Source organism: Erythrobacter cryptus DSM 12079 (assembly GCF_000422985.1).
GTDB lineage: Bacteria > Pseudomonadota > Alphaproteobacteria > Sphingomonadales > Sphingomonadaceae > Erythrobacter > Erythrobacter cryptus.
In genome coordinates this window covers 223,907-246,927 of record NZ_AUHC01000001.1, presented here as the reverse complement: position 1 = coordinate 246,927, position 23,021 = coordinate 223,907, and the positions used below count along the sequence as shown (strand labels likewise).

At 68.1% G+C, this 23,021-nt stretch carries 22 protein-coding genes and 1 tRNA gene; 9 read left to right on the top strand and 14 right to left on the bottom strand.

Going from position 1 to position 23,021, the window contains the following annotated elements; genetic code table 11:
* Positions 1 to 34 precede the first annotated feature (34 nt).
* On the bottom strand, positions 35 to 1,480 hold the full coding sequence (gene gltX, locus G524_RS0101190) for a glutamate--tRNA ligase (protein ID WP_027442063.1): 1,446 nt from the start codon (positions 1,478 to 1,480) through the stop codon (positions 35 to 37).
* Between the two features lie 172 nt (positions 1,481 to 1,652).
* On the opposite strand from gltX, the gene G524_RS14615 reads away from it, so the two are divergent.
* Complete coding sequence (locus G524_RS14615; protein ID WP_245561253.1) at positions 1,653 to 3,854, top strand: ComEC/Rec2 family competence protein; 2,202 nt, start codon at positions 1,653 to 1,655, stop codon at positions 3,852 to 3,854.
* Positions 3,855 to 4,079: 225 nt separating this feature from the next.
* Here the strand turns inward: G524_RS14615 and lexA are convergent, their stop codons facing one another.
* The 9 genes from lexA to G524_RS0101140 all read right to left on the bottom strand — a co-directional run bounded on the left by lexA (position 4,080) and on the right by G524_RS0101140 (position 13,386).
* A complete protein-coding gene (gene lexA, locus G524_RS0101180) occupies positions 4,080 to 4,757 on the bottom strand; it encodes a transcriptional repressor LexA (RefSeq protein ID WP_027442062.1) in 678 nt (225 codons plus the stop codon).
* 209 nt (positions 4,758 to 4,966) lie between these two features.
* The gene (locus G524_RS0101175) at positions 4,967 to 6,148 is read right to left on the bottom strand and encodes a molybdopterin molybdotransferase MoeA (RefSeq protein WP_027442061.1); all 1,182 of its coding nucleotides are present in this window, start codon (positions 6,146 to 6,148) and stop codon (positions 4,967 to 4,969) included.
* Positions 6,145 to 6,630 carry a cyclic pyranopterin monophosphate synthase MoaC gene (gene moaC / locus G524_RS0101170; RefSeq protein ID WP_027442060.1) on the bottom strand — a complete coding sequence of 162 codons (486 nt, stop codon included), beginning with the start codon at positions 6,628 to 6,630 and terminating at the stop codon, positions 6,145 to 6,147. The genes G524_RS0101175 and moaC overlap by 4 nt, the downstream gene beginning before the upstream one ends.
* Before the next feature lie 3 nt (positions 6,631 to 6,633).
* The gene (gene trpC / locus G524_RS0101165) at positions 6,634 to 7,431 is read right to left on the bottom strand and encodes an indole-3-glycerol phosphate synthase TrpC (RefSeq protein ID WP_211219259.1); all 798 of its coding nucleotides are present in this window, start codon (positions 7,429 to 7,431) and stop codon (positions 6,634 to 6,636) included.
* A complete protein-coding gene (gene trpD / locus G524_RS0101160; protein WP_027442058.1) occupies positions 7,431 to 8,423 on the bottom strand; it encodes an anthranilate phosphoribosyltransferase in 993 nt (330 codons plus the stop codon). Before trpD ends, trpC begins: the two co-directional genes overlap by 1 nt.
* Complete coding sequence (locus tag G524_RS0101155) at positions 8,420 to 9,031, bottom strand: anthranilate synthase component II (RefSeq protein WP_027442057.1); 612 nt, start codon at positions 9,029 to 9,031, stop codon at positions 8,420 to 8,422. The genes trpD and G524_RS0101155 overlap by 4 nt, the downstream gene beginning before the upstream one ends.
* Positions 9,028 to 9,891 (bottom strand): phosphodiester glycosidase family protein, encoded by an 864-nt coding sequence (locus G524_RS0101150; RefSeq protein WP_051220810.1) that lies wholly within the window; start codon positions 9,889 to 9,891, stop codon positions 9,028 to 9,030. The genes G524_RS0101155 and G524_RS0101150 overlap by 4 nt, the downstream gene beginning before the upstream one ends.
* Positions 9,888 to 11,351 carry an anthranilate synthase component I family protein gene (locus tag G524_RS0101145; RefSeq protein ID WP_425387195.1) on the bottom strand — a complete coding sequence of 488 codons (1,464 nt, stop codon included), beginning with the start codon at positions 11,349 to 11,351 and terminating at the stop codon, positions 9,888 to 9,890. Before G524_RS0101145 ends, G524_RS0101150 begins: the two co-directional genes overlap by 4 nt.
* Positions 11,352 to 11,448: 97 nt before the next feature.
* Complete coding sequence (locus G524_RS0101140; RefSeq protein ID WP_027442054.1) at positions 11,449 to 13,386, bottom strand: peptidylprolyl isomerase; 1,938 nt, start codon at positions 13,384 to 13,386, stop codon at positions 11,449 to 11,451.
* 251 nt (positions 13,387 to 13,637) lie between these two features.
* Between G524_RS0101140 and tpiA the strand changes: the two genes are divergently transcribed.
* The 3 genes from tpiA (at position 13,638) to G524_RS0101125 (ending at position 16,690) form a co-directional block, all read left to right on the top strand.
* A complete protein-coding gene (gene tpiA / locus G524_RS0101135; protein ID WP_027442053.1) occupies positions 13,638 to 14,411 on the top strand; it encodes a triose-phosphate isomerase in 774 nt (257 codons plus the stop codon).
* A 117-nt stretch (positions 14,412 to 14,528) separates the two neighbouring features.
* A complete protein-coding gene (gene secG / locus G524_RS14610) occupies positions 14,529 to 14,903 on the top strand; it encodes a preprotein translocase subunit SecG (protein WP_036857061.1) in 375 nt (124 codons plus the stop codon).
* 149 nt (positions 14,904 to 15,052) lie between these two features.
* Complete coding sequence (locus G524_RS0101125; protein WP_027442052.1) at positions 15,053 to 16,690, top strand: CTP synthase; 1,638 nt, start codon at positions 15,053 to 15,055, stop codon at positions 16,688 to 16,690.
* A 447-nt stretch (positions 16,691 to 17,137) separates the two neighbouring features.
* Here the strand turns inward: G524_RS0101125 and G524_RS0101120 are convergent, their stop codons facing one another.
* Positions 17,138 to 17,614 carry an Hsp20 family protein gene (locus G524_RS0101120; RefSeq protein WP_027442051.1) on the bottom strand — a complete coding sequence of 159 codons (477 nt, stop codon included), beginning with the start codon at positions 17,612 to 17,614 and terminating at the stop codon, positions 17,138 to 17,140.
* A gap of 150 nt (positions 17,615 to 17,764) precedes the next feature.
* On the opposite strand from G524_RS0101120, the gene grxC reads away from it, so the two are divergent.
* The 4 genes from grxC (at position 17,765) to G524_RS0101100 (ending at position 19,449) form a co-directional block, all read left to right on the top strand.
* Positions 17,765 to 18,028, top strand: a complete 264-nt coding sequence (gene grxC / locus G524_RS0101115; protein WP_027442050.1) for a glutaredoxin 3 — start codon at positions 17,765 to 17,767, stop codon at positions 18,026 to 18,028.
* Between the two features lie 15 nt (positions 18,029 to 18,043).
* On the top strand, positions 18,044 to 18,865 hold the full coding sequence (locus G524_RS0101110; protein WP_027442049.1) for a carbon-nitrogen hydrolase family protein: 822 nt from the start codon (positions 18,044 to 18,046) through the stop codon (positions 18,863 to 18,865).
* A gap of 6 nt (positions 18,866 to 18,871) precedes the next feature.
* On the top strand, positions 18,872 to 19,339 hold the full coding sequence (locus G524_RS0101105) for a DUF1178 family protein (RefSeq protein WP_027442048.1): 468 nt from the start codon (positions 18,872 to 18,874) through the stop codon (positions 19,337 to 19,339).
* Positions 19,340 to 19,372: 33 nt separating this feature from the next.
* Positions 19,373 to 19,449, top strand: a tRNA-Arg gene (locus G524_RS0101100).
* Here G524_RS0101100 and G524_RS14605 read toward each other — a convergent pair.
* The 3 genes from G524_RS14605 to G524_RS0101090 are packed head-to-tail and all read right to left on the bottom strand — an operon-like array spanning position 19,450 to position 21,592.
* A complete protein-coding gene (locus G524_RS14605) occupies positions 19,450 to 20,457 on the bottom strand; it encodes an MFS transporter (protein ID WP_245561252.1) in 1,008 nt (335 codons plus the stop codon).
* Positions 20,406 to 20,678 carry a hypothetical protein gene (locus G524_RS17130; protein WP_245561251.1) on the bottom strand — a complete coding sequence of 91 codons (273 nt, stop codon included), beginning with the start codon at positions 20,676 to 20,678 and terminating at the stop codon, positions 20,406 to 20,408. The genes G524_RS14605 and G524_RS17130 overlap by 52 nt, the downstream gene beginning before the upstream one ends.
* Entirely contained in the window at positions 20,675 to 21,592 is a 918-nt protein-coding gene (locus G524_RS0101090; RefSeq protein WP_027442047.1) for a haloalkane dehalogenase, read from the bottom strand. The genes G524_RS17130 and G524_RS0101090 overlap by 4 nt, the downstream gene beginning before the upstream one ends.
* Positions 21,593 to 21,744: 152 nt before the next feature.
* On the opposite strand from G524_RS0101090, the gene G524_RS0101085 reads away from it, so the two are divergent.
* A complete protein-coding gene (locus G524_RS0101085; RefSeq protein WP_027442046.1) occupies positions 21,745 to 22,911 on the top strand; it encodes an acyl-CoA dehydrogenase family protein in 1,167 nt (388 codons plus the stop codon).
* The last annotated feature ends 110 nt before the right edge of the window (positions 22,912 to 23,021 follow it).

Genomic DNA, 23,021 nt, shown 5'->3' with positions numbered 1-23,021 from the left:
GTCCAAAATCCCTGTGTGACGCGCCCCGGCTTGCTCAGGCGGCAGTGCCAGCCTGATCGGCAAGCCGGGCAAGCGCCTCGTCCCGGCCCAAAAGCACGAGGACATCGAAGATGCCGGGTGAAGTGGTCGTCCCGGTCAAGGCCGCGCGCATCGGCTGCGCCAGCTTGCCGAGCCCCAATCCCCACTCCTCGGCGAGCGCCTTGGTAGTGGCTTCGAGCGTCGCGCTTGTCCAGTCGTTTTCGCCCGCCAGTCGATCGACAATCCGGCGCAGGATCGCGCGCGCCTCGTCATCGAGCAGGGCGGTCGCCTTCGCGTCCATGGCAAGCGGGCGCCGGGCAAAGAGAAAGCGAGCGCCTTCAACAATTTCGTTGAGGTTCCTCGCCCGCACCTTCAGCACCGGCATGGCCTGCGTGAGCAGCGCCACATCGGCCTCCTCGCCGATCCGCGCAGCCGCCAGCGCGGCAAGGCGCGCATCATCGGCCGCGCGCAGATAGTGGCCGTTGAGATTCTCGAGCTTCTTCATGTCGAAGCGCGAGGGGCTCTTGCCCACCCCGTCGAGATCGAACAGCGCAATCGCCTCCTCGCGGCTGATCTCCTCGCGGTCGCCATGCCCCCAGCCAAGGCGCAGCAGATAGTTGAACAGCGCCTCGGGCAGGATGCCGAATTCGTCGCGGTAGGCCTCCACCCCCAGCGCCCCGTGGCGCTTGGAAAGCTTGGCCCCATCATTGCCGTGGATCAGTGGGATATGGGCATAGACCGGATCGGGCCAGTCGCCCTCGATCGCGTTCATCGCCCGGATGATTGGCAGCTGGCGGAAGGCGTTGTTGAGGTGGTCATCTCCGCGGATCACATGGGTGACGCCCATGTCGTGATCATCCACCACCACCGCGAGCATGTAGGTGGGCGTGCCATCGGCGCGCAGGATGATGTAATCGTCGATCTCGGCGTTCTTCACCGTCACCGGGCCCTGGACCCGATCATGGATCGTGGTCTCGCCCTCGCGCGGGGCCTTGATGCGGATGGTGAAGGGGGCGCCTTCCGGAGCCTCGGCAGGATCGCGGTCGCGCCAGCGCCCGTCATAACGCAGCGGCTGCTTGTTGGCGCGCTGCTGGGCGCGCATCGCCTCGAGCTCCTCGGGCGTGGCGAAGCACTTGTAGGCATGGCCGGCGGCAAGCAGTTTCCAGGCGATTTCGGCATGGCGCTCGGCGCGGTCGGACTGGAACAGCGGCGGCGCATCGAAATCGAGCCCGAGCCAGTCGAGCCCCTCGATGATCGCATCGATCGCGGCCTGGGTGGAACGCTGGCGGTCGGTGTCCTCGATCCTGAGCAGCACCCGCCCGCCGTGGTGGCGGGCATAGAGCCAGTTGAACAGCGCCGTGCGCGCCCCGCCAATATGCAGAAAGCCGGTGGGCGAGGGGGCAAAGCGGGTCACCACGGAACCCGGTGCGGGCGATGGTGGGGCGTTGGTTTCGCTTGCCATGGGCGATCACTTCCTGTTCACTTCGAGCGGCTTGAGCGCTGGTTTGCCGCCGGGCTTGAGCCGGTCAGGGGGCAGGCCTGTGCGCGACGTGCCGATCATTCCGCTTGGAGACGATCCCGGCGGCGATGCTGCCGAAGGAAGTCCGGCGCGCCCTTGGCAAACCGGCACGCGCTTGTCCAGCGGGGGTGCTGGCGCGATCGGATCGCGGCTTGCCGATGCCGCAGAGGCCTTCCTCGCGCGGGCGGGGTTCGACCGTGCGCCCTGGCTGGCGGTGGTGCTCGCCGCCGGGATCGCCGCCTGGTTCGTGCTGCCGCAACTTTGGCAATGGTGTGCGGCGATTGCTGCCGGGCTGGGCCTGGCGCTCGGCGCGCGGCTGCTCTGGCCCTTCGGCAGCGCCGCCGATGAAACGCGGGCCCATCTGCGCGGGGCGCTGATCGCCTGCGGGCTGGTCTTTGCCCTTGGTGTGGCGCTGATTTGGGCGCGCTCGGCGATCGTCGGGGCCGCGCCGATCAAGGCGCCGATGCTGGCCGAAATCGATGGCCATGTGCTCGCGCGTGAGGATGAGCCCGCCGAGGGCAGGCTGCGCCTTACCCTTGCGGTGCGGCTGCCGGGCGAGGAGGCGGCGCGCAAGGTCAGGGTCAATGTCCCGTTCGCCGCCTTTGGTGAGACGGGCGCCCCGCCCGGGCTGGCCGAGGGCGCGCGGGTGCGGCTGCGCGCCTTGCTGATGCCCCCGGCAAGCCCGATGCTGCCGGGCGCCTATGATTTTGCCCGGGCGGCCTGGTTCAAGGGGCTTTCGGCGACGGGCACAATGGTAGGCCCGCTTGTCGTGCTGCGCCCGGCGAAAGCGGGCTGGGGCCTGGCGCGCCTGCAGCGTGCGCTCGCCGCCCATGTGCGTGCGCGGGTTGATGGGCCCGCCGGCACGATCGCGGCGGCCTTTGCCAGCGGTGAGCGCGGCAGCATTGCGCCGGCGGACGAGGCGGCGATGCGCGATTCGGGCCTTACCCACCTGCTCTCGATCAGCGGTCTGCATGTGAGTGCGGTGATCGGTGCGGCCTATCTGGCGATGCTGCGGCTGCTCGCACTCTGGCCCGCGCTCGCGCTCAGGCTGCGGCTGCCGCTGGTGGCGGCGGGCGGCGGTGCTTTGGCCGGGATCGGCTACACCCTGCTCACCGGGGCCGAGGTGCCGACGGTGCGCTCGTGCCTCGCAGCGCTGCTGGTGCTTGGCGCGCTGGCATTGGGGCGCGAGGCGCTGTCGCTGCGCATGGTCGCGGTGGCCGCCGCTGCGGTGCTGCTGCTGTGGCCCGAAAGCGCGATCGGGCCGAGCTTCCAGATGAGCTTTGCCGCGGTGCTGGCGATCGTGGCGCTGGCCACGAGCGCGCCGGTGCGCGCCTTCATGGCCGCGCGTGACGAACCATGGTGGCGGCGCCTCTTGCGGCAGGTGGCGATGCTGTTTGCGACCGGGGTGGTGATCGAGCTGGCGCTGATGCCCATCGTGCTGTTCCACTTTCACCGTGCCGGGGCCTATGGCGCGCTGGCCAACGTGGTGGCGATCCCGCTCGTCACCTTCGTCGCCATGCCGATGATCGCGCTTGGTCTGGTGCTCGACCTCGCCGGGCTGGGGGCGCCGTGCTGGTGGGTGGTCGAGAAGGCGCTCGATCTGCTGCTCGCGATCGCCCGCTTTACCGCAGCGCAGGCCGGGGCGGTGACGCTGATACCGCAGATCAGCCGCGCCACGATCGCGCTGTTCGTGGTGGGAGCATTGTGGCTGGGGCTGTGGCGCGGGCGGGTGCGGCTGTGGGGCCTGGTGCCGATCGCGGCGGCGAGCCTGATGGCGGCCATGACCCCGATCCCCGATGTGCTCATTGCCGGCGACGGCCGGCAGGTGGGCATCACGCTGCGCTTGGCCGATGGCGGGCGCGGCCTCGTGGTGCTGCGTGACAGCCGTTCGGACTATGTGCGCGACAATTTCATGGAGCTTGCCGGGGTCAGGGCCGATCCGGTGCCGCTCGCGTCATGGCCGGGGGCACGCTGTTCCTCGGCCTTCTGCGCGGTGCGTATCGTGCGCGGCGGGCAGGCGTGGAACCTTCTCATCGCCCTAAGCCGCTTTCAGGTTCCCGAGCGCGCGCTCGCGGCTGCCTGCGCCGAGGCCGATATCGTTGTCGCCGACCGGCGCCTTCCCCGCTCGTGCCTGCCGCGCTGGCTCAAGGCCGATCGGCGCTATCTTGCCGCGAGCGGCGGGCTTGCCATCGATCTTTCGCGGCGAGAGATCACCAGCGTCGCCGAAACCCAGGGCGCGCATGGTTGGTGGCGGGGCAGCACGGTTGCGCGCCGCGGGGATCTGGCCTGGCCCAGCGGCACCGACAATCTCCGCTGAGCCGCCAAGGCCTTGGCCGGGCGCCAATACGCAACAGCCCGCGCACAAAACGCGATCTTCCGCGGCGGCGTGCAGTGGCCGGCGCGGCCATCTTGTTGCAGCATGCATCCCAGCAGGCATCGCAGCCAGCAAGACATGCCAGCCGCATCAAGGCGCGCTGCCGACCGCTGGCAAAGGGTGACTGGCGGCGCGGCCCCATGGGCCGACGCGGCCAGCGCCTCAGCCTCAGTGGTAGCGCCGCAGCAGCCCGGCGAGCTTGCCCTGCACCTCGACCTCCTCGGGCCGGTAATATTGCGGTGCATAGGCGGAATTGGCCGGATCGAGCCGCACCTTACCGCCTTCGCGCCGCAGATACTTTAGCGTGGCCTCCTCGCCGCGCACCAGCGCCACCACGATCTCGCCCTCGCGTGCGACATTGGTGCGCCGCACCAGGGCATAGTCGCCATCGAAGATGCCAGCCTCGACCATCGAATCGCCCGAGACCTCGAGCGCGAAATGCTCGCCCGGGCCGAGCAGCGCCGCCGGAACGGGAAGGGTGCTCTGACCCTCGAGCGCCTCGATCGGCGCGCCCGCGGCAATCCGCCCGTGGAGCGGCAGTTCGATCACGTCATTGGCCGGTTCCGGTGCCGGGGTGCGCGGCATTGCCGGTCCCGAGGCCGCGCCGATGCCAGCGCGGATGGGGGTGACATCGCCGGGTTGGCGGATCACTTCGAGCGCCCGCGCCCGGTTGGGCAGGCGGCGCAGGAAGCCGCGTTCCTCGAGCGCGGAGATCAGTCGGTGCACCCCCGACTTGCTCTTGAGATCGAGCGCTTCCTTCATTTCCTCGAAACTGGGCGAGATGCCCGTCTCCTCCAGCCGCTGCTGGATGAAACGGAGCAATTCGTGCTGCTTGGCTGTCAGCATTGCGCAATACTCCCTCGGTAGCGTCAGGCCCCGCGGGTGGCAGGGCCATGCCAATCCCCTCGCGTGCACCAAGAGGCACCCGACCGGGCTGCGCCAGCGGTGCTTTGCCTGCACTTGTCGCTCGCCCCGAAAGGTGAACGAACGCAGAACAATTAGGAAACTGGTGCGCCAAAGTCAAGCACGCCCTACAGCCGTGCGTCCGGGGCGCCTCAGCCGCCATCGAGCGGATAGATCGTCACCGGGCTTCCCGCGCCGAGCGCCGGCGCGCGGGCCGGGCGATCGATCAGGCAGTCGGCCGCCGCGAGGGTGGAAAGCGCACCCGAATCCTGTGACCCGGCAAGGCCCACGCGCTCGCCCAGGCGCCGGGCGCGCAGGAATTCGCGGCGCGCGCCCACCGCGGGCAGCGCTTCGTCCACCACCGCGCTGGCGGTGGTCGGCAGGGGATGGGCTGCCCCGAGGCTGGCGCGTACCAAGGGCAGGACAAAAAGATGCGCGGTGACGAAGCAGGACGCCGGATTGCCCGGCAGGCCGAGCACCACCTGCACGCCGCGGGTGGCGACCAGCAGCGGCTTTCCGGGCTTGATCGCCACCTTCCAGAAAGCGATCTCGGCGCCCCAGCGCGCCAGCGCAGGCTTGATGAGATCATGGTCGCCCACCGAGGCCCCGCCGGTGGTGATGAGGATATCTGCGCTGTCGGCCTGTTCGAGGGCTCCAGCCAGCGCCGTGTGGTTATCGGCAACCGGGCCGAGCAGCGACACCTTGCAGCCAAGTGGGGCGAGCATCGCGGCGAGCATCGCGGCATTGCTGGCGGGAACCTGATGCGCGCCGCAGGCCGACGGATCGGCGCTCAGCTCATCGCCGCTGTCGAGCAGTGCCACGCGCAAGGGGCGCGCCGCCAGCACCGCGGCGTGGCCCGCCGCCAGCGCCAGGGCGATGCGCGCCGGGGTCATCCTTGCGCCGCGGGGAATGAGCAGATCGCCATCACGAAAATCGAAACCGCGCGGACGGATGTGGCGCCCCGGAGACGGCTGCTGCGCGGCGTGCACGACGTCGCCGGCACGCTCGGCATCTTCCTGAAGCAGCACCCGATCGGCGCCCTCGGGCATCACCGCGCCGGTCGAGATCCGCACGCATTGACCGGGCGCCAGCGCACGTGCGAAGGGGGCGCCGGCGCGGCTTTCGCCCACCACCTGCCACGGGCCCGGGCCGGGCGCGAGGGCATAGCCATCCATCGCCGAAAGATCGGCAGCAGGCTGGGTGCGTGCGGCGCGCAGGTCTTCGCCGAGATAGCGCCCCGCCATCGCCGTGAGAGGCACCTGCTCGAGCGGCAGCAGCGGGGCGAGTGCAAGGATGCGCCCCTGGGCCTCCTCGAGAGAGAGCAGCTCGCTCACGGCACCTGTGCGTCCGGCGCCTTCCAGTCGCCTGACTGGCCGCCTGACTTGGCGATCAGGCGCACCTCGCCGATCACCATCGCCTTGTCGATCGCCTTGGCCATGTCATAGATTGTGAGGAGTGCAACGCAAACCGCTGTCATCGCTTCCATTTCAACCCCGGTCTTGCCGGTCAGCGCGGCGCTGGCCGTGGCCCGGATGGCGCCATCCTCGAAGGCAAAGTCGATGCTGACCGTCTCCAGCCCCAGGGGGTGGCACAGGGGGATGAGCTCGCCGGTGCGCTTGGCCGCCATGATCCCGGCGATGCGCGCCGCGCCGAGCACATCGCCCTTGGGGGCGTCGCCAGCACGGATCGCGGCGAGCGCCTCGGCAGACATGGCGATCCGCCCGCTGGCTACCGCCCGGCGCTGGCTTGCGCGCTTCGCACCGACATCGACCATGCGCGCCGCCCCGCTTGCATCAATATGGGTAAGCCCGCTCATGCCTCAGGCTTGTGCGCCGATCAGCGCGGCGGTGGCAAGGGCAATGTCATCGGCGCGCATCAGGCTTTCGCCAACCAGGAAGGCGCGCACCCCCACCGCGGCGAGGCGCTGGCAATCGGCATGGCTGTTGATCCCGCTCTCGCCCACCACAAGGGTGCCAGGGGGCATGAGCGGGGCGAGCCGCTCGGTCACCTCAATGCTGGTGGTGAAGGTCTTGAGATCGCGGTTGTTCACCCCGATCAGGCGCGATTGCAGGTGGGTGAGAGCGCGCACGAGCTCGGCTTCGTCGTGCACCTCGACCAGCACGTCCATGCCCCAGGCGCGCGCCGCCGCCTCGATCTCGACCATCTGCTGGTCGGCAAGGGCTGCAACGATGATGAGGATCGCGTCGGCCCCGATGCTGCGCGCCTCGAGGCACTGCCAGGGATCAACCATGAAATCCTTGCGCAGCACCGGAAGGCGGCAGGCGCTGCGGGCGGCGACGAGGTAATCTTCGTGCCCCTGGAAATAGGGCGAGTCGGTCAGCACCGAAAGGCAGGTGGCGCCGCCCGCCTCATAGGCCGCGGCGTGTTCTGCCGGGTGAAAATCGGCGCGGATCAGCCCCTTGGATGGGCTTGCCTTCTTGATCTCGGCAATCAGGGCAAGGCCGCCCGCGCCGGTGCGCTGGCGCAGCGCCGCCTCGAACCCGCGCGGGGGGCTGGCCGCACGGGCACGCGCCTCGAGCTCGGCGCGCGAAATGGCAGCGCGGCGCGTGGCCACCTCCTCGCGCTTGGTGGCGCAGATTTGCGCGAGCTTGTCCATCACTTGGCCATCCCGATCCAGCGTTCGAGCAGGGTGAGGGCAGCGCCCGAATCGATCGCTTCGGCAGCGATCGCCACCCGCTCGCGCCAGTCTGTCCCCCGACCCGCGACGGCCAAAGCGCCAGCGGCGTTGAACAGCACTGCATCGCGATAGGGCCCCGGGGTGCCCATCAGCAATGCCTTCAAGGCCGCGGCATTGTGGCGCGCATCGCCCCCGCGGATCGCCGCCACCGGGGCATGGGGCAGGCCCGCTTGCGAGGCATCCACCCGCTCCATGATGAAGCCGTTGCCGACCACCCGCGCGACCTCGTTGCCGCCGGCAAGGCTAAGCTCGTCCAGCCCCTCATCGCCCGAGACGATCAGCGACATGCCGGTGCCGAGTCGCGCCAGCGCCTCGGCATAGATCGGCACATAGGCGGGCCGGGCAATGCCGATCAATTGGCTTGCCACCCCGGCGGGGTTCGACAGCGGGCCCATGAGGTTGAAGATGGTGCGCTGGCCTATCTTCACCCGGATCGGCTGAATGCGCGCCATCGCCGGGTGATGGTTGCGGGCAAAGAGAAAGCAGATGCCAAGCTCGGCCAGGCTGGCCTCGGCGGTGCGCCCGGCGGCCTCGAGGTCAAGCCCGAGCGCCTCGAGCGTGTCAGCCGCCCCGGCCTTGGAGCTGGCGGCGCGGTTGCCGTGTTTGGCCACCGGCACCCCGCAGGCCGCGACCACCAGGCTCACCGCGGTCGAGACATTGAGCGTGTGATGCCCATCGCCCCCGGTGCCGCACACGTCGATCGCGCCGGGCGGAGCGGCGATCGGGATCAGCCGGGCCCTCAGCGCCCGGGCTGCCCCGGCGATTTCCGCCGCGGTCTCCCCACGCTGCGACAAGGCGATGAGGAAGGCGGCGATCTCCTCCTCGCTTGGGGCCCCATCGAGGAGCACGCTAAAGGCCGCCTCGGCCTCGGCCTCGGACAGCGGCGCGGTGACATCAGGCAGGAGGCTCACGGCAAAGGCCTTTCGGGCATTGACGGCGCGATCCCGCACAGGCGCAGGAAATTGGCGAGCAGCGCGTGGCCGTGCTCGGTGGCGATGCTTTCGGGGTGGAACTGCACCGAATGGATGGGCAGCGCGACATGGCGAAAGCCCATCACGCTGGCATGATCGGCGCCCGGAGTATCGGCCTCGGCATTGGCGATCAGCACGCCCGGCACATCGACCACCTCGAGGCTGTGATAGCGCGTGGCGGTAAAGGGCGAGGGCAGGCCGGCAAACAGCCCGGTGCCATCGTGGCGGATCGGCGAGGTCTTGCCGTGCATCAGCCCGCCGCGCACCACCCGACCGCCGAAATGCTGGCCGATCGCCTGATGGCCTAGGCACACGCCCATCAGCGGCCTGCCCGCATCGGCACAGGCCGCCACCAGATCGAGGCTGATGCCCGCCTCGTTGGGGGTGCAGGGGCCGGGTGAGATGAGGAAGCCCTCGGCCTTGGTGCGCAGCGCCTCAGCCGCGCTCAGGGCATCATTGCGCTCGACGCGCACCTTGGCCCCCAGCTCCATCAGATAGTGGACGAGGTTGAAGGTGAAGCTGTCGTAATTGTCGATCACGAGGATCATGGGGCCGCCCTCTCCTGCCGCTTCATCACGACGATGATCGGCCCCACCCGGCCCTTGTCCATGCGCCCGCTCGCCGGATCCCACAGGCTCGAGACCTGCCCATCGAGATAGAGCGCATTGGCGGCCTTGATCTCGTCGCGGAAATAGCGGGCGAGCTGGCCAAAGCTGATCGGGGCATTGGAAATGACGAAATGGGCCCGGCCGCGCGCATCCACGCCCACGCCGTTGCGGATCGCGCGCGAGGGGCCATTGTCCTGGATTTCGGGGTGGAGCTTGCCCTCCACCACCAACAACGGGCCCGACTGGGTGCCGAATTCGGGCCTCTCGCTCACCGTGTTGAAGAAGGTGTTGCTCCCCAGCACCTGCCACTTGCCCCCGCTGCCGAAGAACACCCCGTTGGGCTTCATGTAGAAATTGCCTTCCCCCTCGCCGCGGTCGAGTTCCTTCAACCTTTCGCCATTTTCGACATAGTAGCCTATGGCCCTGAGGTCATCGCCATAGATCCCGCCGTTCATGGCAAAGGCAATCGTGGCCGGATCGACATTGGCGGCAAAGGCGGCAAGCGATCCGTAGGGCTGGCGGTCAGGGCCGAGATTGGCCATGGCGATGCGGTGCAGCGCCGGATCGGCGATGCAATGGGTAAGCGGCACCTCCTCGAAACGCACCTCGCGGCAGGCCGAGGCTTCGGCGCTTGCCGGGGCAGTGGGCGTGGGCGCCGCCGCGCTCCCCACGCTCCTGGCGCTGCCAAGCTTGACTTCAACCAGCGCCTCGCCTGCTGGCTGCTCGGAACAGGCGCCGAGCAGCAGCGCCACCACCAGCGGCAAGACGCCGCGGACAGGCCCAGTGTTACCCAAGCTCATTGGCCGAACCCCGGCTCCTGCGCCACGCGCAGCGCCTCGCGCGCCGCGGCGATCAGCGCCCCGGCCTTGGCCCGGCACTCGGCAAGTTCATAGTCGGGATCGCTGTCGGCGACGATCCCGGCCCCGGCCTGCACATGCATCACCCCGTCCTTGACCACGGCGGTGCGCAGCACGATGCACGAATCAAGGCTGCCATCGGGGGCGAAATAGCCCACGCCACCGGCATAGGCGCCGCGGGTTTCGGGCTCCAGCTCGGCAATGATCTCGCAAGCCCTGATCTTGGGCGCGCCCGAAACCGTTCCGGCCGGAAAGCCGGCAAACAGGGCATCGAGTGCGTCCTTGCCCGGGGCGAGCGCGCCCACGACATTGCTGACGATGTGCATCACATGGCTGTAGCGTTCGATGGTGAAGCTGTCGGTCACCCGCACGCTGCCAGCGGCGGCCACCCGGCCGACATCATTGCGCCCGAGATCGAGCAGCATCAGATGCTCGGCGCGCTCCTTGGGATCGGCCAGCAGGCTGGCCTCATTGGCAAGATCAGCATCGCGCGTGGCGCCGCGCGGGCGGGTGCCGGCAATCGGGCGGATGGTGACTTCGCTGCGTCCATGCGCATCGGGGCGCACGCGCACGAGGATCTCGGGGCTCGAGCCGACCAGCGCAAAGCCGGGCAGATCGAGAAAATAGAGGAAGGGCGAGGGGTTGACCCGCCTGAGCGCGCGGTAGAGTGCGAGCGGGGGCAGGGGGAAGGGGCAGGTGAAGCGCTGCGCCAGCACCACCTGGAAGATATCGCCGGCAAGGATGTAGTCCTTGGCCGCGCGCACCATGGCCTTGTAATCCTCCGGTGCGATCACCGGGGCAAGCTCGGGAAGGCTTTCGGGCAACGCGTCCGTCCCTCCCGCCGGGGCAGGCTGGGCGAGTTGGCTGAGCACCGCATCGATCCGTTCCCCGGCGCGCGCCACGGCGCCTTCCGGGTCATCCGCCTGCCAGATCGGCGCGATCGCATAGAGCGCATCGCTCAGGCGGTCGAACACCAGGAGCACGGTGGGGCGCACGAACAGCATGTCGGGCAGATCGAGCGGGCTTTCGGGTGCGCGCGGCAGGTTCTCGACGAGACCGATGGTCTCATAGCCCAGGTAGCCCACCAGGAAGGCGAGCGCCGGGGGCAGGCCCGCAGGCACCGGGTCGATCCGGCAGGCGGCTGCGAGCGTGCGCAGGGCGCTCAAGGCATCGCCCTCGAGCGGCTCGAAGACCTCCGGGGCAAGTTTCCAGGCGCAGTTGATTTCGGCGCGGGTGCCTCGGGCGCGAAAGACGAGGTCCGGATCGAGCCCGAGCAGGCTGTAGCGCCCGCGCACCTCGCCGCCTTCAACCGATTCGAGCAGGAAATCGCCGCGCCCGCGCGCCATCAGCCGCCGCGCTGCGCCCACCGGCGTGTCGCTGTCGGCAACGATCTGCCGCCACACCAGCGTTGCCCGCCCGGCGGCAAGGGCTTCGATCGCTGCGGCAGCGTTTTCGGGCAGGCCTGTTGCGGGAGTGCTCACGCCAGCATCGCGCCCGGTTCTACTGTTCGCCCGAAAGCCGTTTGCGCTCGGCAGCGATCGCCGCATCATTGCGGGTGACGCCCAGTTCCTTGCGCATCGCGGCCAGCGTCTGGCGGCGATATTCCTCGCCGAGCGCCTCTCCGAGCTGGCGCCGGGTGTTCTCCACCAGCCCCGGCGCGCTTTCGAGTGGGGCGGTGCTGATCTCATCGAGGCTGACAACATACCAGCCGAGATTGCGCGGCGCCTCGAGAACCTTGACCGAGCCCTGGGCCATGCTGAAGAGCAGCACCAGCGGCGGGGGGACATTGCCGCCGCGGCTGCGGGCGAGGAGTTCGCGGCGCTCAAGGTTGATGGGTTCGAGCTCGGCGCCGGTGACTTTCTCGGCTGCAAGGGCAGCGGCGAGCGGGGTCTTGCCGCGCATCCGAGCGCTCACCCGGTTGGCCGCGGCCTCGGCCAGCCTTGCGCCCTGTGCGCGTTTCCACCCGGCGATCGCCTCGGCGCGCACCTCGGCGAGCGGCGGGGCGGCGGCTTCCTCGATCCGGGCGACCTCGAAGATCACGAACTCCTTGCCCGGCACCACTTCGGCGAGCTGCGGCTCGCTCTCCTCCATTTGGAAGGCGGTGGCGAGCACCGGGGCAAGCTGGGGGACGATCTGCACCTCGGGCCTGCCAAAGGCGCGGCCATTGGCCAGCATCGGGGGGGTGGTCTCGACCTTGAGACCATAGGCCTTGGCGACCTCGGCAAGCGCGGTGCCGCTGTCGATCTCGCTTTCAACCTCGGCGGTAAGGTCGGCGAGCGCGGCGGCGCGCTTTTCCTCGGTGAGCTGACGGGTGATCTCGGGCGTAGCTTCGGCAAGGCTGCGCGCCGGGGTGCGTTCGATCGCATCGACCCGTGCGACATACCAGCCAAGCGTGCCCTGAGTCGGCGGGACGATCCCACCCTGCGGCGTCTTGAATACCGCCTCGGCAAAGGCAAAGCTGGTGGCATTGGCCATGGCCTCGCGCGTGCGCGGCTCGCTGCGCGAGGCGGTAAAGCCGGCCTCGCGCGCTGCCGTCTCAAGCGGCAGTCCACCCTGAATGCGCGCGGCGAAGGCCTTGGCGGCATCCTCGGTCGGCACCACGAAGCTGGTCACGGCGCGCTTCTCGCTCGCCTTGTAACGCGCCGCATCGCGCTGATAGCGCGCCGCGATCTCGGCAGCGGTGGGGGCGGTGCTGGCCTTGAGCTGCGCCTCGCCGAAAACCGCAAAGCGGATGGTGCGGCGTTCGGGCTGCACGAATTGGGTGCGGTTGTCGCGATACCAGGCTTCAAGCTCGGCGTTGCTCGGCTCGCGCGCCGGGGCAAAGGCATCGCTTCGGATCAGCGCGATCTCGCCCTTGCGCCTCTCCAGCACCAGCGCGGCATAACGCCGGGCGACCTTCTCGGGCAGGACCGGGGCGCTCACCGCCGGGCGCAGCAGTTGCTGCTCGATCAGCCCGTCGGCAAGATCGCGGCGGAACGTGGCATCGCTTAGCCCGCGCTGGCGCAACAGTTCCTGGTAGCGCTGCGGATCGAAGGCGCCGGTAAGGCCCTTGAAGGCATCGATCTTGAGGATCTCGCTGTTGACCAGGTTCTCGCCCGCCCGCAGGCCATATTTCTCGCCGTAATTGCCCACCGCATAGCGATCGATCAGCTGTTCCACCACCTGTTCCAGCCCGCCGCGTTCGACGAATTCGGGCATGGTGAGCGTCGGATCGCTTGCGCGCACCTGCTCGAGCGCGGTGTTGGCAGCGATGCTCACATCGCGCAGCGGCACGGGCTCGCCGCCCACCACCGCCACCCGGTCCCCATTTGCAATTCCGCCGAAGGTGGTGCCGGTGATGTCCGAAGCGGCAAAGGCGAGCGCCATCAACGCCAGGAAGGCAAGGAAGATCGGCAGGCCGATCTTCGAGGCGAAAAAGCGGCGAAAGAACGAAAGCATGGCGTGTATCGACCCGTCCAAGGCTGGTAGTGGCGCAGGACAGGCTGTCCCGCGGGGGCGCGCCGCGCGCAAGGCGTGGCACCGCGGCGCTTTAGAGGCCCTGCGACCGCGCGGCAACAGGTGGCTTGGGGTTTTGACTAGGGCTTGCGCCTCGGCTAGCGCAGCGCGCCCTGGGGCACTAGAGCAAAGCGAGAATCACAAGGCCCCGCGGCATAAACCTCTCAATCGCCTCAGGCGCAGGATAAGAACCGATGACCCGCCGACCGCTCATTGTCGGAAACTGGAAGATGCACGGCACCCGCGCGATGCTGTCCGAAGCGCGCGCGATCGACCGGGCGGCCCAGCGTAACATGAAGGTCGAGGTGGCGCTTGCGCCGCCCTACACCCTGATTCACCCGATCCACCGCGAGGCCGAACAGATCGCCGTGGGCGCGCAGGATTGCCACCATGCCGAGGGCGGAGCTTTCACCGGCGACATTTCTGCGGCGATGGTGGCCGATGCCGGGGCGACTTTCGTCATCCTCGGCCATTCCGAGCGGCGCCTCGGCCACGGCGAGAGTGACGCACTGGTGCGCGCCAAGGCCGAGGCGGCGCTGGCGGCGGGGCTGAAGATCATCCTGTGCTGCGGCGAAAGCGCCGAGACCCGCGCCGCGGGCAAGGCCGCGGCCTTCATCAAGCGCCAGCTCAAGGCCTCGCTCCCCCCGCCCGAGGCCATGCCTGCCGATGTCGGCGAGCGGCTCACCATTGCCTATGAGCCGATCTGGGCGATCGGCACAGGGACGCCCGCCACCACCGAGGACATCGCCGAGATGCATGGCCTCATTCGCGAGCTGATGGTCGAGCTTTTCGGCGAGGAACAGGGGCGCGAGGTGCGCATCCTCTATGGCGGTTCGGTCAAGCCCGAAAACGCAGCGGCTATCTTTGCCGTGCCCGAGGTCAGCGGCGCGCTGGTGGGTGGGGCGAGCCTCACAGCCGACAGCCTGATGGGGATTGCACTCGCCGCGAGCGAGCCCTTCGATCCCTGATCGGCCTTGTCCCGCCTGGCCTGAGCCGCCCGGGCTTGCCCCGGGGGCTGCGGACGCCTACATGGCCGCCACACGCTTCCTACGGGCGATGAAGCGCCCCCGCTACGAGATTTGCCGATGTCGCTTTTCATTTTTCTCACCGTGATCCAGGCCTTGGTGGCGGCCGCGCTGGTCGGCGTGGTGCTGATGCAGCGATCCGAAGGCGGGGGGCTCGGCATCGGCAGCAATCCTTCGGGCGCCTTCGGTGCGCGCGGGGCAGCGGATTTTCTCACCCGTTCGACCAAATGGCTGGCGATTGCCTTTGTCGGCCTGTCGATCGTGCTTGCTGCGCTGGCGGTGCGCGAGAACCAGGTTGGCGGGGTGACCACCACGCTCGAGCGCGCGGCCAAGCCCCCTGCCGGGCCCGATCTGCTCGCCGATCCCGCTCCGCCTGCTGCGGCTCCCGGTGAGACTCCGGCGCCGCCCGCGGGCGCAGATCCGCTGGCCGAATAGGCTTGCGCCCCCGAGCCCCGTGACGGGCCGGAACGGCCCGCCCGCTGCAGCCGCGGCAAGCCATGTTCCACGCGCTTGTGGATGGCAGTACCGGCCCCGCTGCAATTCGCTTGCTCCGAATCCCTCCCGCTGATTAAGGCTCAAGTCCCATGGCGCGGTTCATTTTCATCACCGGCGGCGTGGTCTCCTCGCTTGGCAAGGGTCTCATGGCAGCCTCGCTCGCGGCGCTCTTGCAGGCGCGCGGCTACAAGGTGCGCATCCGCAAGTTCGATCCCTATCTCAACGTCGATCCGGGGACGATGAGCCCCTATCAGCACGGCGAGGTCTTCGTCACCGACGATGGGGCCGAGACCGACCTTGATCTTGGCCACTATGAACGCTTCACCGGGGTTTCGGCGCGCCAGAGCGACAACATCACCTCGGGCCGGGTCTATCGCGACATCATCGCGCGCGAGCGGCGGGGCGACTACCTGGGCGCCACGGTGCAGGTGATCCCGCATGTCACCGACGCGATCAAGGAATTCGCGCTGGCCGATCAGGACGATCATGATTTCATCCTGTGCGAGATCGGCGGCACCGTGGGCGACATCGAATCGCTGCCCTTCATGGAAGCGATCCGCCAGCTCAGAAACGAGCTTGGGCCTCTCCAGACAGTCAGCGTCCATGTGACGCTCGTGCCCTATATCAAGGCCGCAGGCGAGCTGAAGACCAAGCCCACCCAGCATTCGGTGCGCGAGCTTGCCAGCCTCGGGATCAAGCCCGATGTGCTCCTTTGCCGGGCCGAACATCCCATTCCCGAAAGCGACCGGCAGAAGATCGCCAATTTCTGCAACGTGCGCAAGGAAGCGGTGATCCCCGCGCTCGATGCACCCTCGATCTATTCGGTGCCGTTGCAATATCACGCCGAGGGCCTCGACCGTGAGGTGCTGCGCGCCTTCGGCATCACCGATGCACCCGAGCCTGATCTTTCGGCGTGGCGCGACGTGACCGACCGCTATTTCAACCCGGAAGGCGAAGTCACGATCGCGGTGGTGGGCAAATATGTGGGCCTGCCCGATGCCTACAAGAGCCTCAACGAGGCGCTGATCCACGGCGGCCTTGCCAACCGGGTCAAGGTCAACATCAAGTGGATCGATGCCGAGATTTTCGAATCCGATGACCAGTCGGCGATCGTCTCGGCGCTCGAGCCGATGCACGGCATTCTGGTGCCCGGAGGCTTCGGCGAGCGCGGCAGCGAGGGCAAGATTGCGAGCGTGCGCTTTGCCCGCGAACGCAAGATCCCGTTCTTCGGCATTTGCCTCGGGATGCAGATGGCCTGCATCGAGGCGGCGCGGGCCGCAGGCTATCCTGGGGCCTCCTCGACTGAATTCGGCCCGACCGATACGCCGGTGGTCGGGATCATCACCGAGTGGATGAGCCCCGAAGGTCTGCAGCAGCGCGAGGCAGGGGGAGATCTGGGCGGCACCATGCGGCTCGGCGCCTATCCGGCGCGGCTCTCGCCCAACAGCCATGCGGCGCGCATCTATGGCGGCGCCGAGATCATCTCCGAGCGGCACCGCCACCGCTACGAGGTCAACAGCGCCTTTATCGAACCGCTCGAGAAGCATGGGCTGATCTTTGCCGGCATGTCGCCCGACGGGCTGCTGCCGGAGATCGTCGAGCGGCCCGATCATCCCTGGTTTGTCGGCGTACAGTTCCACCCCGAACTCAAGTCGCGGCCCTTCGATCCGCATCCGCTTTTCGCCGGTTTCATCGCCGCCGCGCTCGAGCAGTCACGACTCGTCTGAGCGGCGCACGGGCGTTGCTTGCGGGTGCCCTGTCAGATTGAATAGGCCTCAAGCCAATCGGGCCGCGGCACCCTGCAAGACTTCGCGCCAGTTCTTCGGGTGTCGATATAAACCCTTGTTAGAGAATAGAGAAAATCTTCTGTCGTTTCTTTACAAGCTTGCAAGTTAGTTCTTGCCTCGGCGGCGCCTTCGGCATTAGACCCGGGATAACGGCAACGCCTTATGCACTTTGGGTGGGATAAGCCCCGCGGACCATCGTCGGGAAGCGCATCCCACCGGCGCAGGACGCTTGGCTTGAAAGGCTTGCCCGGTTTTGTCCGTCTTCTGCGACCCGGACGGACAGGGCCAGGCGAGGCGGCGCAAGCCGCGGGGGCGGACCGCACGGCCCGCCCCCTTAAAGTTTCCGGAAGCCTGAAAGACTAGCTGCCCGTGGGCGCCGTTCGCAGATCAGGCGGCGTTGGCCTTGTCACTCTCGGGCGCAGGCACTGCGGAAAGCTGGGCGCCGCCGCCGATGGCGATCTTGCGCGGCTTCATCGCCTCGGGCACCTCGCGCACCAGATCGATCACCAGCAGGCCGTCAGCCATATCGGCGCGTTCGACCCGCACATAGTCGGCCAGTTCGAAGCGGCGTTCAAACCCGCGGTTGGCGATGCCGACATGGATCAGCTCGGCCCCGTCCTCGACTTCCTCGCGCTTCTTGCCCTGGATGATGAGCAGGTTCTGCTGCGCGGTGATGTCGATATCGGCCGGACGGAAGCCCGCCACCGCCAGCGTGATGCGGTAGTGATCATCGCCCCGGCGCGAAATGTTGAAGGGGGGATAGTTGTCACCGGCATTGAGCCGCGCCTGGTTCTCGAGCAGATCGAACAGGCGGTCAAAGCCCACGGTGGTGCGGCGATAGGGGGTAAAATCGAAACGAGACATTGCGCAAATCCTCCTTGATCGAGCAATTTGGGTTCTGGCGCGGGCCTGCCGGATGCAGCACCCGCTTGCCCCCGCAAGCTCCCCGAGACTGGCGGAACGCGGCGGCACGCCTTATTTGGTTTTGGCGACGAGGCTTTCAAGAGGTTGAAGATGGGGCAGCCGCGGATCGACATCTACACCAAGTTTGCCTGCCCTTTCTGCGTCCGGGCCAAGCGGCTGCTCGCCTCCAAGGGCGTTGTCTTCAACGAATATGACATCACGCTCGGCGGTCCGCGGCGCGAGGAGATGCTCGCCCGCGCGCCCCAGGCGCGCACCGTGCCGCAGATCTTCATCGGCGAGACCCACGTGGGTGGGTGCGACGATCTTCACGCGCTCGAGGCCTCCGGCAAGCTCGATGCCTTGCTGCAAGGCTAGGGGCATTTGTCGGGGATGGTGACGATCGCGGTCCTGCAGATGACCTCGGGGATCGATCCCGAGGCCAATCTTGCCACCATTGCCGATGCGTCGCCCACCGCCGCACGGCAGGGCGCCAAGGTGCTGTTCACGCCGGAAATGTCGGTGCTGCTCGATCGCAACCGCGCGCGCGCGGGCCGCTGGATCGCTGCCGATGCGCCGCAGGGGTGGGCCGCCGAGCTGCGCCGCTTGGCTGCCGATTGCAGGATCGACATCGCCCTCGGTTCGATGCCTGTGCGCGCGCCGAGCGGCAAATGGGCCAATCGCTCGTACTACTTCCGCGCCGACGGCGCCGAGCCGGTCACATATGACAAGATCCACATGTTCGATGTCGATCTTGCCAGCGGCGAGAGCTGGCGGGAGAGCAGTGCCTATGAGCCGGGCCGCAGGGTGGTGACGGTGGAGGAAACACCGATCGGGAGAATCGGGCTGACGGTGTGCTATGATCTCAGGTTCCCGGCGCTGTTCGGCGCACTGGGGGATCGGCGCTGCGATGCGATCGCGGTGCCGGCCGCCTTCACCCGACCCACTGGGGAGGCCCATTGGCATGTGCTGCTGCGCGCCCGGGCGATCGAGGCCCAGGCCTTCATCATCGCCGCGGCGCAGGTTGGCCACCATGCCGATGGGCGCGAGACCTATGGCCACAGTCTGGTGGTCGATCCCTGGGGCGAGGTGCTGCTCGACATGGGCGGCGAGGCGCCGGGGCTGGCCCTGTGCGCGATCGATCTGTCCCGCATCGCCGCAGTGCGCGCGCAGATCCCGGCTCTTGCCAACCGCCGGGCAATTCCCACATCGTGATTTGCCATGATCGTCTATGACCTTGCCTGCCCCGACGGGCACCGTTTTGAAGGCTGGTTCGGCAATTCCGCCGAGTTCGAGGCGCAGCGCGCGCGCGGGCTCCTGTCCTGCCCGACCTGTGGCCATGCCGAGATCAGCAAGGCGCCGATGGCCCCCGCGGTGCCGGCCAAGGGAAATGCGCGCCAGGAAGTGCTCGCGCCCGAAAGCCATCGTGCCATGGCCAGCGCACCGCTGCCGCCGCAGCTGCGCGAGGCGCTCGCCGCGCTTGCCCGTGCTCAGGCTGAGGCGCTCAAGCATTCGACTTGGGTGGGCGAGCGCTTCGCCGAGGAATCGCGCGCGATGTATTATGGCGAGCGCGAACAGGCCCCGATCCACGGGCAGGCCAGCCTCGATGAGGCGCGCGCGCTGGTCGAGGAAGGCGTGCCGATCGCGCCGCTGCCATTCCCCGTGGCGCCGCCCGAAAAGTTGAATTGATCGGAGCGTTCCGGCTGCTAAGGAGAGCGCCGGGACCCCGTAGCTCAGCAGGATAGAGCATCAGATTCCTAATCTGAGGGCCGCGCGTTCGAATCGCGCCGGGGTCACCATCAGCCCTCGAGCCGGCGCCAGCGCCGCGCGGCCTGCCACGAAAGCCCGGTCACCCCGGCCGATAGCGCGAGCAGCAGCGCGCAGGTGCCCGCCCAGCCGTGGCTGGCAAAGACGGCGGTGCCGAGCGCGCTGCCGAGCGCCCCGCCGAGGAACATCGCCATGATGTAGCCCGAGGTCAGCCGGGTGCGGATTTCGCTTTCGCGGGTGAACAGCGTCATGCGCCCGGTCACGTCGATCGTGGGGCCAACCGCGTTGGTGAGCACCAGCGAGGCGAGCACCCCCCAGATGCTGGAACCCAGCGGGTAGAGCAGCGCAATGCCGGCAAGCTGCACCAGCGCCGCAACGAGCCGCGCGCGGTGGGCGCCGACCCTGTCGGCCCAGCGCCCGAGCCGCGGGGTGGCAAAGACGCTCACCGCCGCCACTGCCGCAAGATATCCGACCTCGTCCGTGCCATAGCCGAGCGCCGGGCTGGTAAGGTGCAGCGCGAGGGCCAGCCAGGTGGCGGTGAAGATGGCGAAGTTGAGCCCCTGGATCGCTGCCGAAAGGCGCATGTCCGGATTGCGGGCGGCAAGCGTGAAGACCGAGGCGACGAGCGCGCCGTAATGCGCCCCGCCCGGCCTTGATGCGGCAGGCTCGCGCCGCATGGTCGCCGCAAGCAGGGCGGTTGCCCCCACCATCAAGGCGAGGGCGATGACATAGACGCTGTGCCAATCGGCCAGCTCGGCGATCACCCCGGCGCCGAGGCGAGCGACCAGGATCCCGAAGATCACCGCAGCGGTGAGCAGCGCGGTGACCTGCCCAAGGCGTTCGGGCGCGACGCGGCGTGAGGCATAGGCCGGAATGAGATAGGGAGCGATGGTGACAAAGCCGAGCAGGGTCGATGCGGCGGTGAAGAGAACGAGGTCGTCGGCGAGCACCATGCCCGCAAGGCACAGCGTCTGGGCGGCAACGAAGATCAGGCACAGGTGGCGGTTGGAATAGAAATCGCCGAGCGGGAGCAGCAGCACGATGCCAAGAGCAAGCCCGATCTGGTTGAGCGCCGGCCCAGCCCGATCGCGGCCGTGCCGACGCCAAAGCCTTCTGCGACAAGCCCGATGATCGGGTGGATGTAATAGGCATTGGCGGTGACCACCGCGATCACCACCGCCAGTGCCCATTCCTGCGCCCGGGTAAGCAGCGCCGAGGCAGGGGGAGAGGCTGCGGAAGGGGCGCCGGCCAGCTTGCTCAAGCGTGAAAGCCCGCCGCCCGCGCCATGTCGATTACCCCCTGGGCGAGTTCGTGAGGGCGGTCTTCCTGACTGAAATGGCCGCAGCGCGAAAGCAGCGCATGGGGCTGGCCGGCTGCGCCCTTGATCCGCCCAGCCAGCGCCGGCCCGGCCGCGCCCAGCACCGGGTCATCGGCGCCGAACAGGGTGAGGAAGGGCCGCGCGTACCCGGCAAGGCCGCGCCAGGCGGCGATGTTCTCGGTCACCCCGTCCATATCGTCCTCAATCGGCACGAGTTGTGGGAAGGCCCGCGCCCCGGCCTTGCTCGGCTCGTCGGGGAAGGGGGCGTCATAGGCGGCGATCTCGGCCTCGGTCAGGCCGCGCTGGCAGCCGCGATTCATGATCCCGCCGATCCGGAACTCGGGCGAGGCGCGGGCAAATTCGCGCCAGGCAAGAAAGCCGGGCGAGGCCTGCCCGCCGCCGGTGGGGAGGAAGGTGTTGCTCGCCACCACGAAGGCAAAGCGATCGGGCTCCTCGCCTACCATGCGCAAACCAAGCAGCCCGCCCCAATCCTGGCAGAACAGGCCGACGAGCTCGGGCACCACGGCATCGCGCCACTGCTTCAGCCAGGCGACATGCCGGGCATAGGTGTAGAAGGCCGGATCGTCGGGCTTGTCGCTCTTGCCAAAGCCGATGAGATCGGGCGCAAGGCAGCGAAAGCCCGCCGCCACCAGCAGCGGGATCATCCTGCGATAAAGATAGCTCCACGATGGCTCGCCGTGCAGCAGCAGCACCGGCGGTGCGTGCCTGGGGCCTTCGTCGAGGTAATGCATCCGGCCGGCAAGGCCCTCGCCAAGCTCGATCGTCAGCCAGTTCTCGGCGAAGGGATAGTCGGGCAATTGCGCAAAGCGGGCCGGATCGTGGGCGAGAATCTGCATGGCGGTTGCTCCCTCGGGGCGTTGGGTAGCAGATCGAAACGGGATTGCCAGAGCCGGCCTCTTTCGCAAAAGCAGCCAGAATTGCGAGCTGCGCCGCGGCCGCGAGGCAGGTCAGGGCGCAGTGGGTGCGCATCAAACCGAGGAAAGGCAGCATGATGGACACCCGAGAAACCGAAGACCTTGCCGCCATCCGCGCTGCGGTGCGCAGCCTGTGCGCAAACTTTCCCGGCGAATATTGGCGCGCCAAGGATGCCGTGCGCGCCTATCCGGCGGAATTCGTCGATGCGCTCACCCGGGCGGGTTTTCTCGCCGCACTGATCCCTGCCGAGCATGGCGGCAGCGGCCTCAGCCTTGAAGCGGCCTGCGTGATCATGGAGGAGATTCAGGCCTGCGGCTGCAACGGCTCCTCGGCGCATGCGCAGATGTATATCATGAACACTCTGCTGCGTTACGGCAGCCCTGAGCAGAAGGCGCATTACCTGCCCCGCATCGCCAGCGGCGAGCTGCGCCTGCAGGCCTTTGGGGTCTCCGAGCCGACCAGCGGCACCGATACCTTGAGCCTCAAGACCCGGGCGGTGCGCAAGGGCGACAGTTATATCGTCAGCGGGCAGAAGATCTGGACCAGCCGCGCCGAACATTCCGATCTCATGCTGCTGCTCGCGCGCACCACCCCGCGCGAGGAGGCGTCGAGCAGGACCGAGGGGCTCTCGATCTTCCTCGTCGACATGCGCGCCGCGCTCGGCAAGGGCATGACGATCAAGCCGATCCGCACGATGATGAATCATTCCTCCTGCGAGGTGTTCTTCGATGACCTCGAGATCCCCGCGAGCAGCCTGGTGGGCGAGGAAGGCAAGGGCTTTCGCTACATCCTTTCAGGCATGAATGCCGAGCGCATCCTCATCGCCGCCGAGTGCATCGGCGATGCCAAGTGGTTCATCGAGAAGGCCACAGGATATGCGCGTGAGCGGCAGGTCTTCGGCCGCCCGATCGGGCAGAACCAGGGGGTGCAGTTCCCGATCGCGCGGGCCTATGCGCAGATGCGCGCGGCCGAGCTGATGGTGCACCATGCCGCGCGCGTCTATGACGAGGGCGGCAATCCCGGCGCCGAGGCCAACATGGCCAAGCTTCTCGCCTCGGAGGCAAGCTGGGCCGCGGCCGACATGTGCGTGCAGACCTTCGGCGGCTTCGGCTTTGCCGAGGAATATGATGTCGAGCGCAAGTTCCGCGAAGCCCGGCTCTACACCGTGGCGCCGATCTCGACCAATCTCATCCTCTCCTATCTTGCCGAACACGTTCTCGGCCTGCCGCGATCCTATTGAGAAATTTTCGTTTCGCCCCGGATTTCCACGAGCTGCGGCGCATGGGCCTTGCGCTGGGGCGGCAAGTGTGATTCTGTGAGGAATGCCACGCGCGTGAGGCGCGGCAAGGG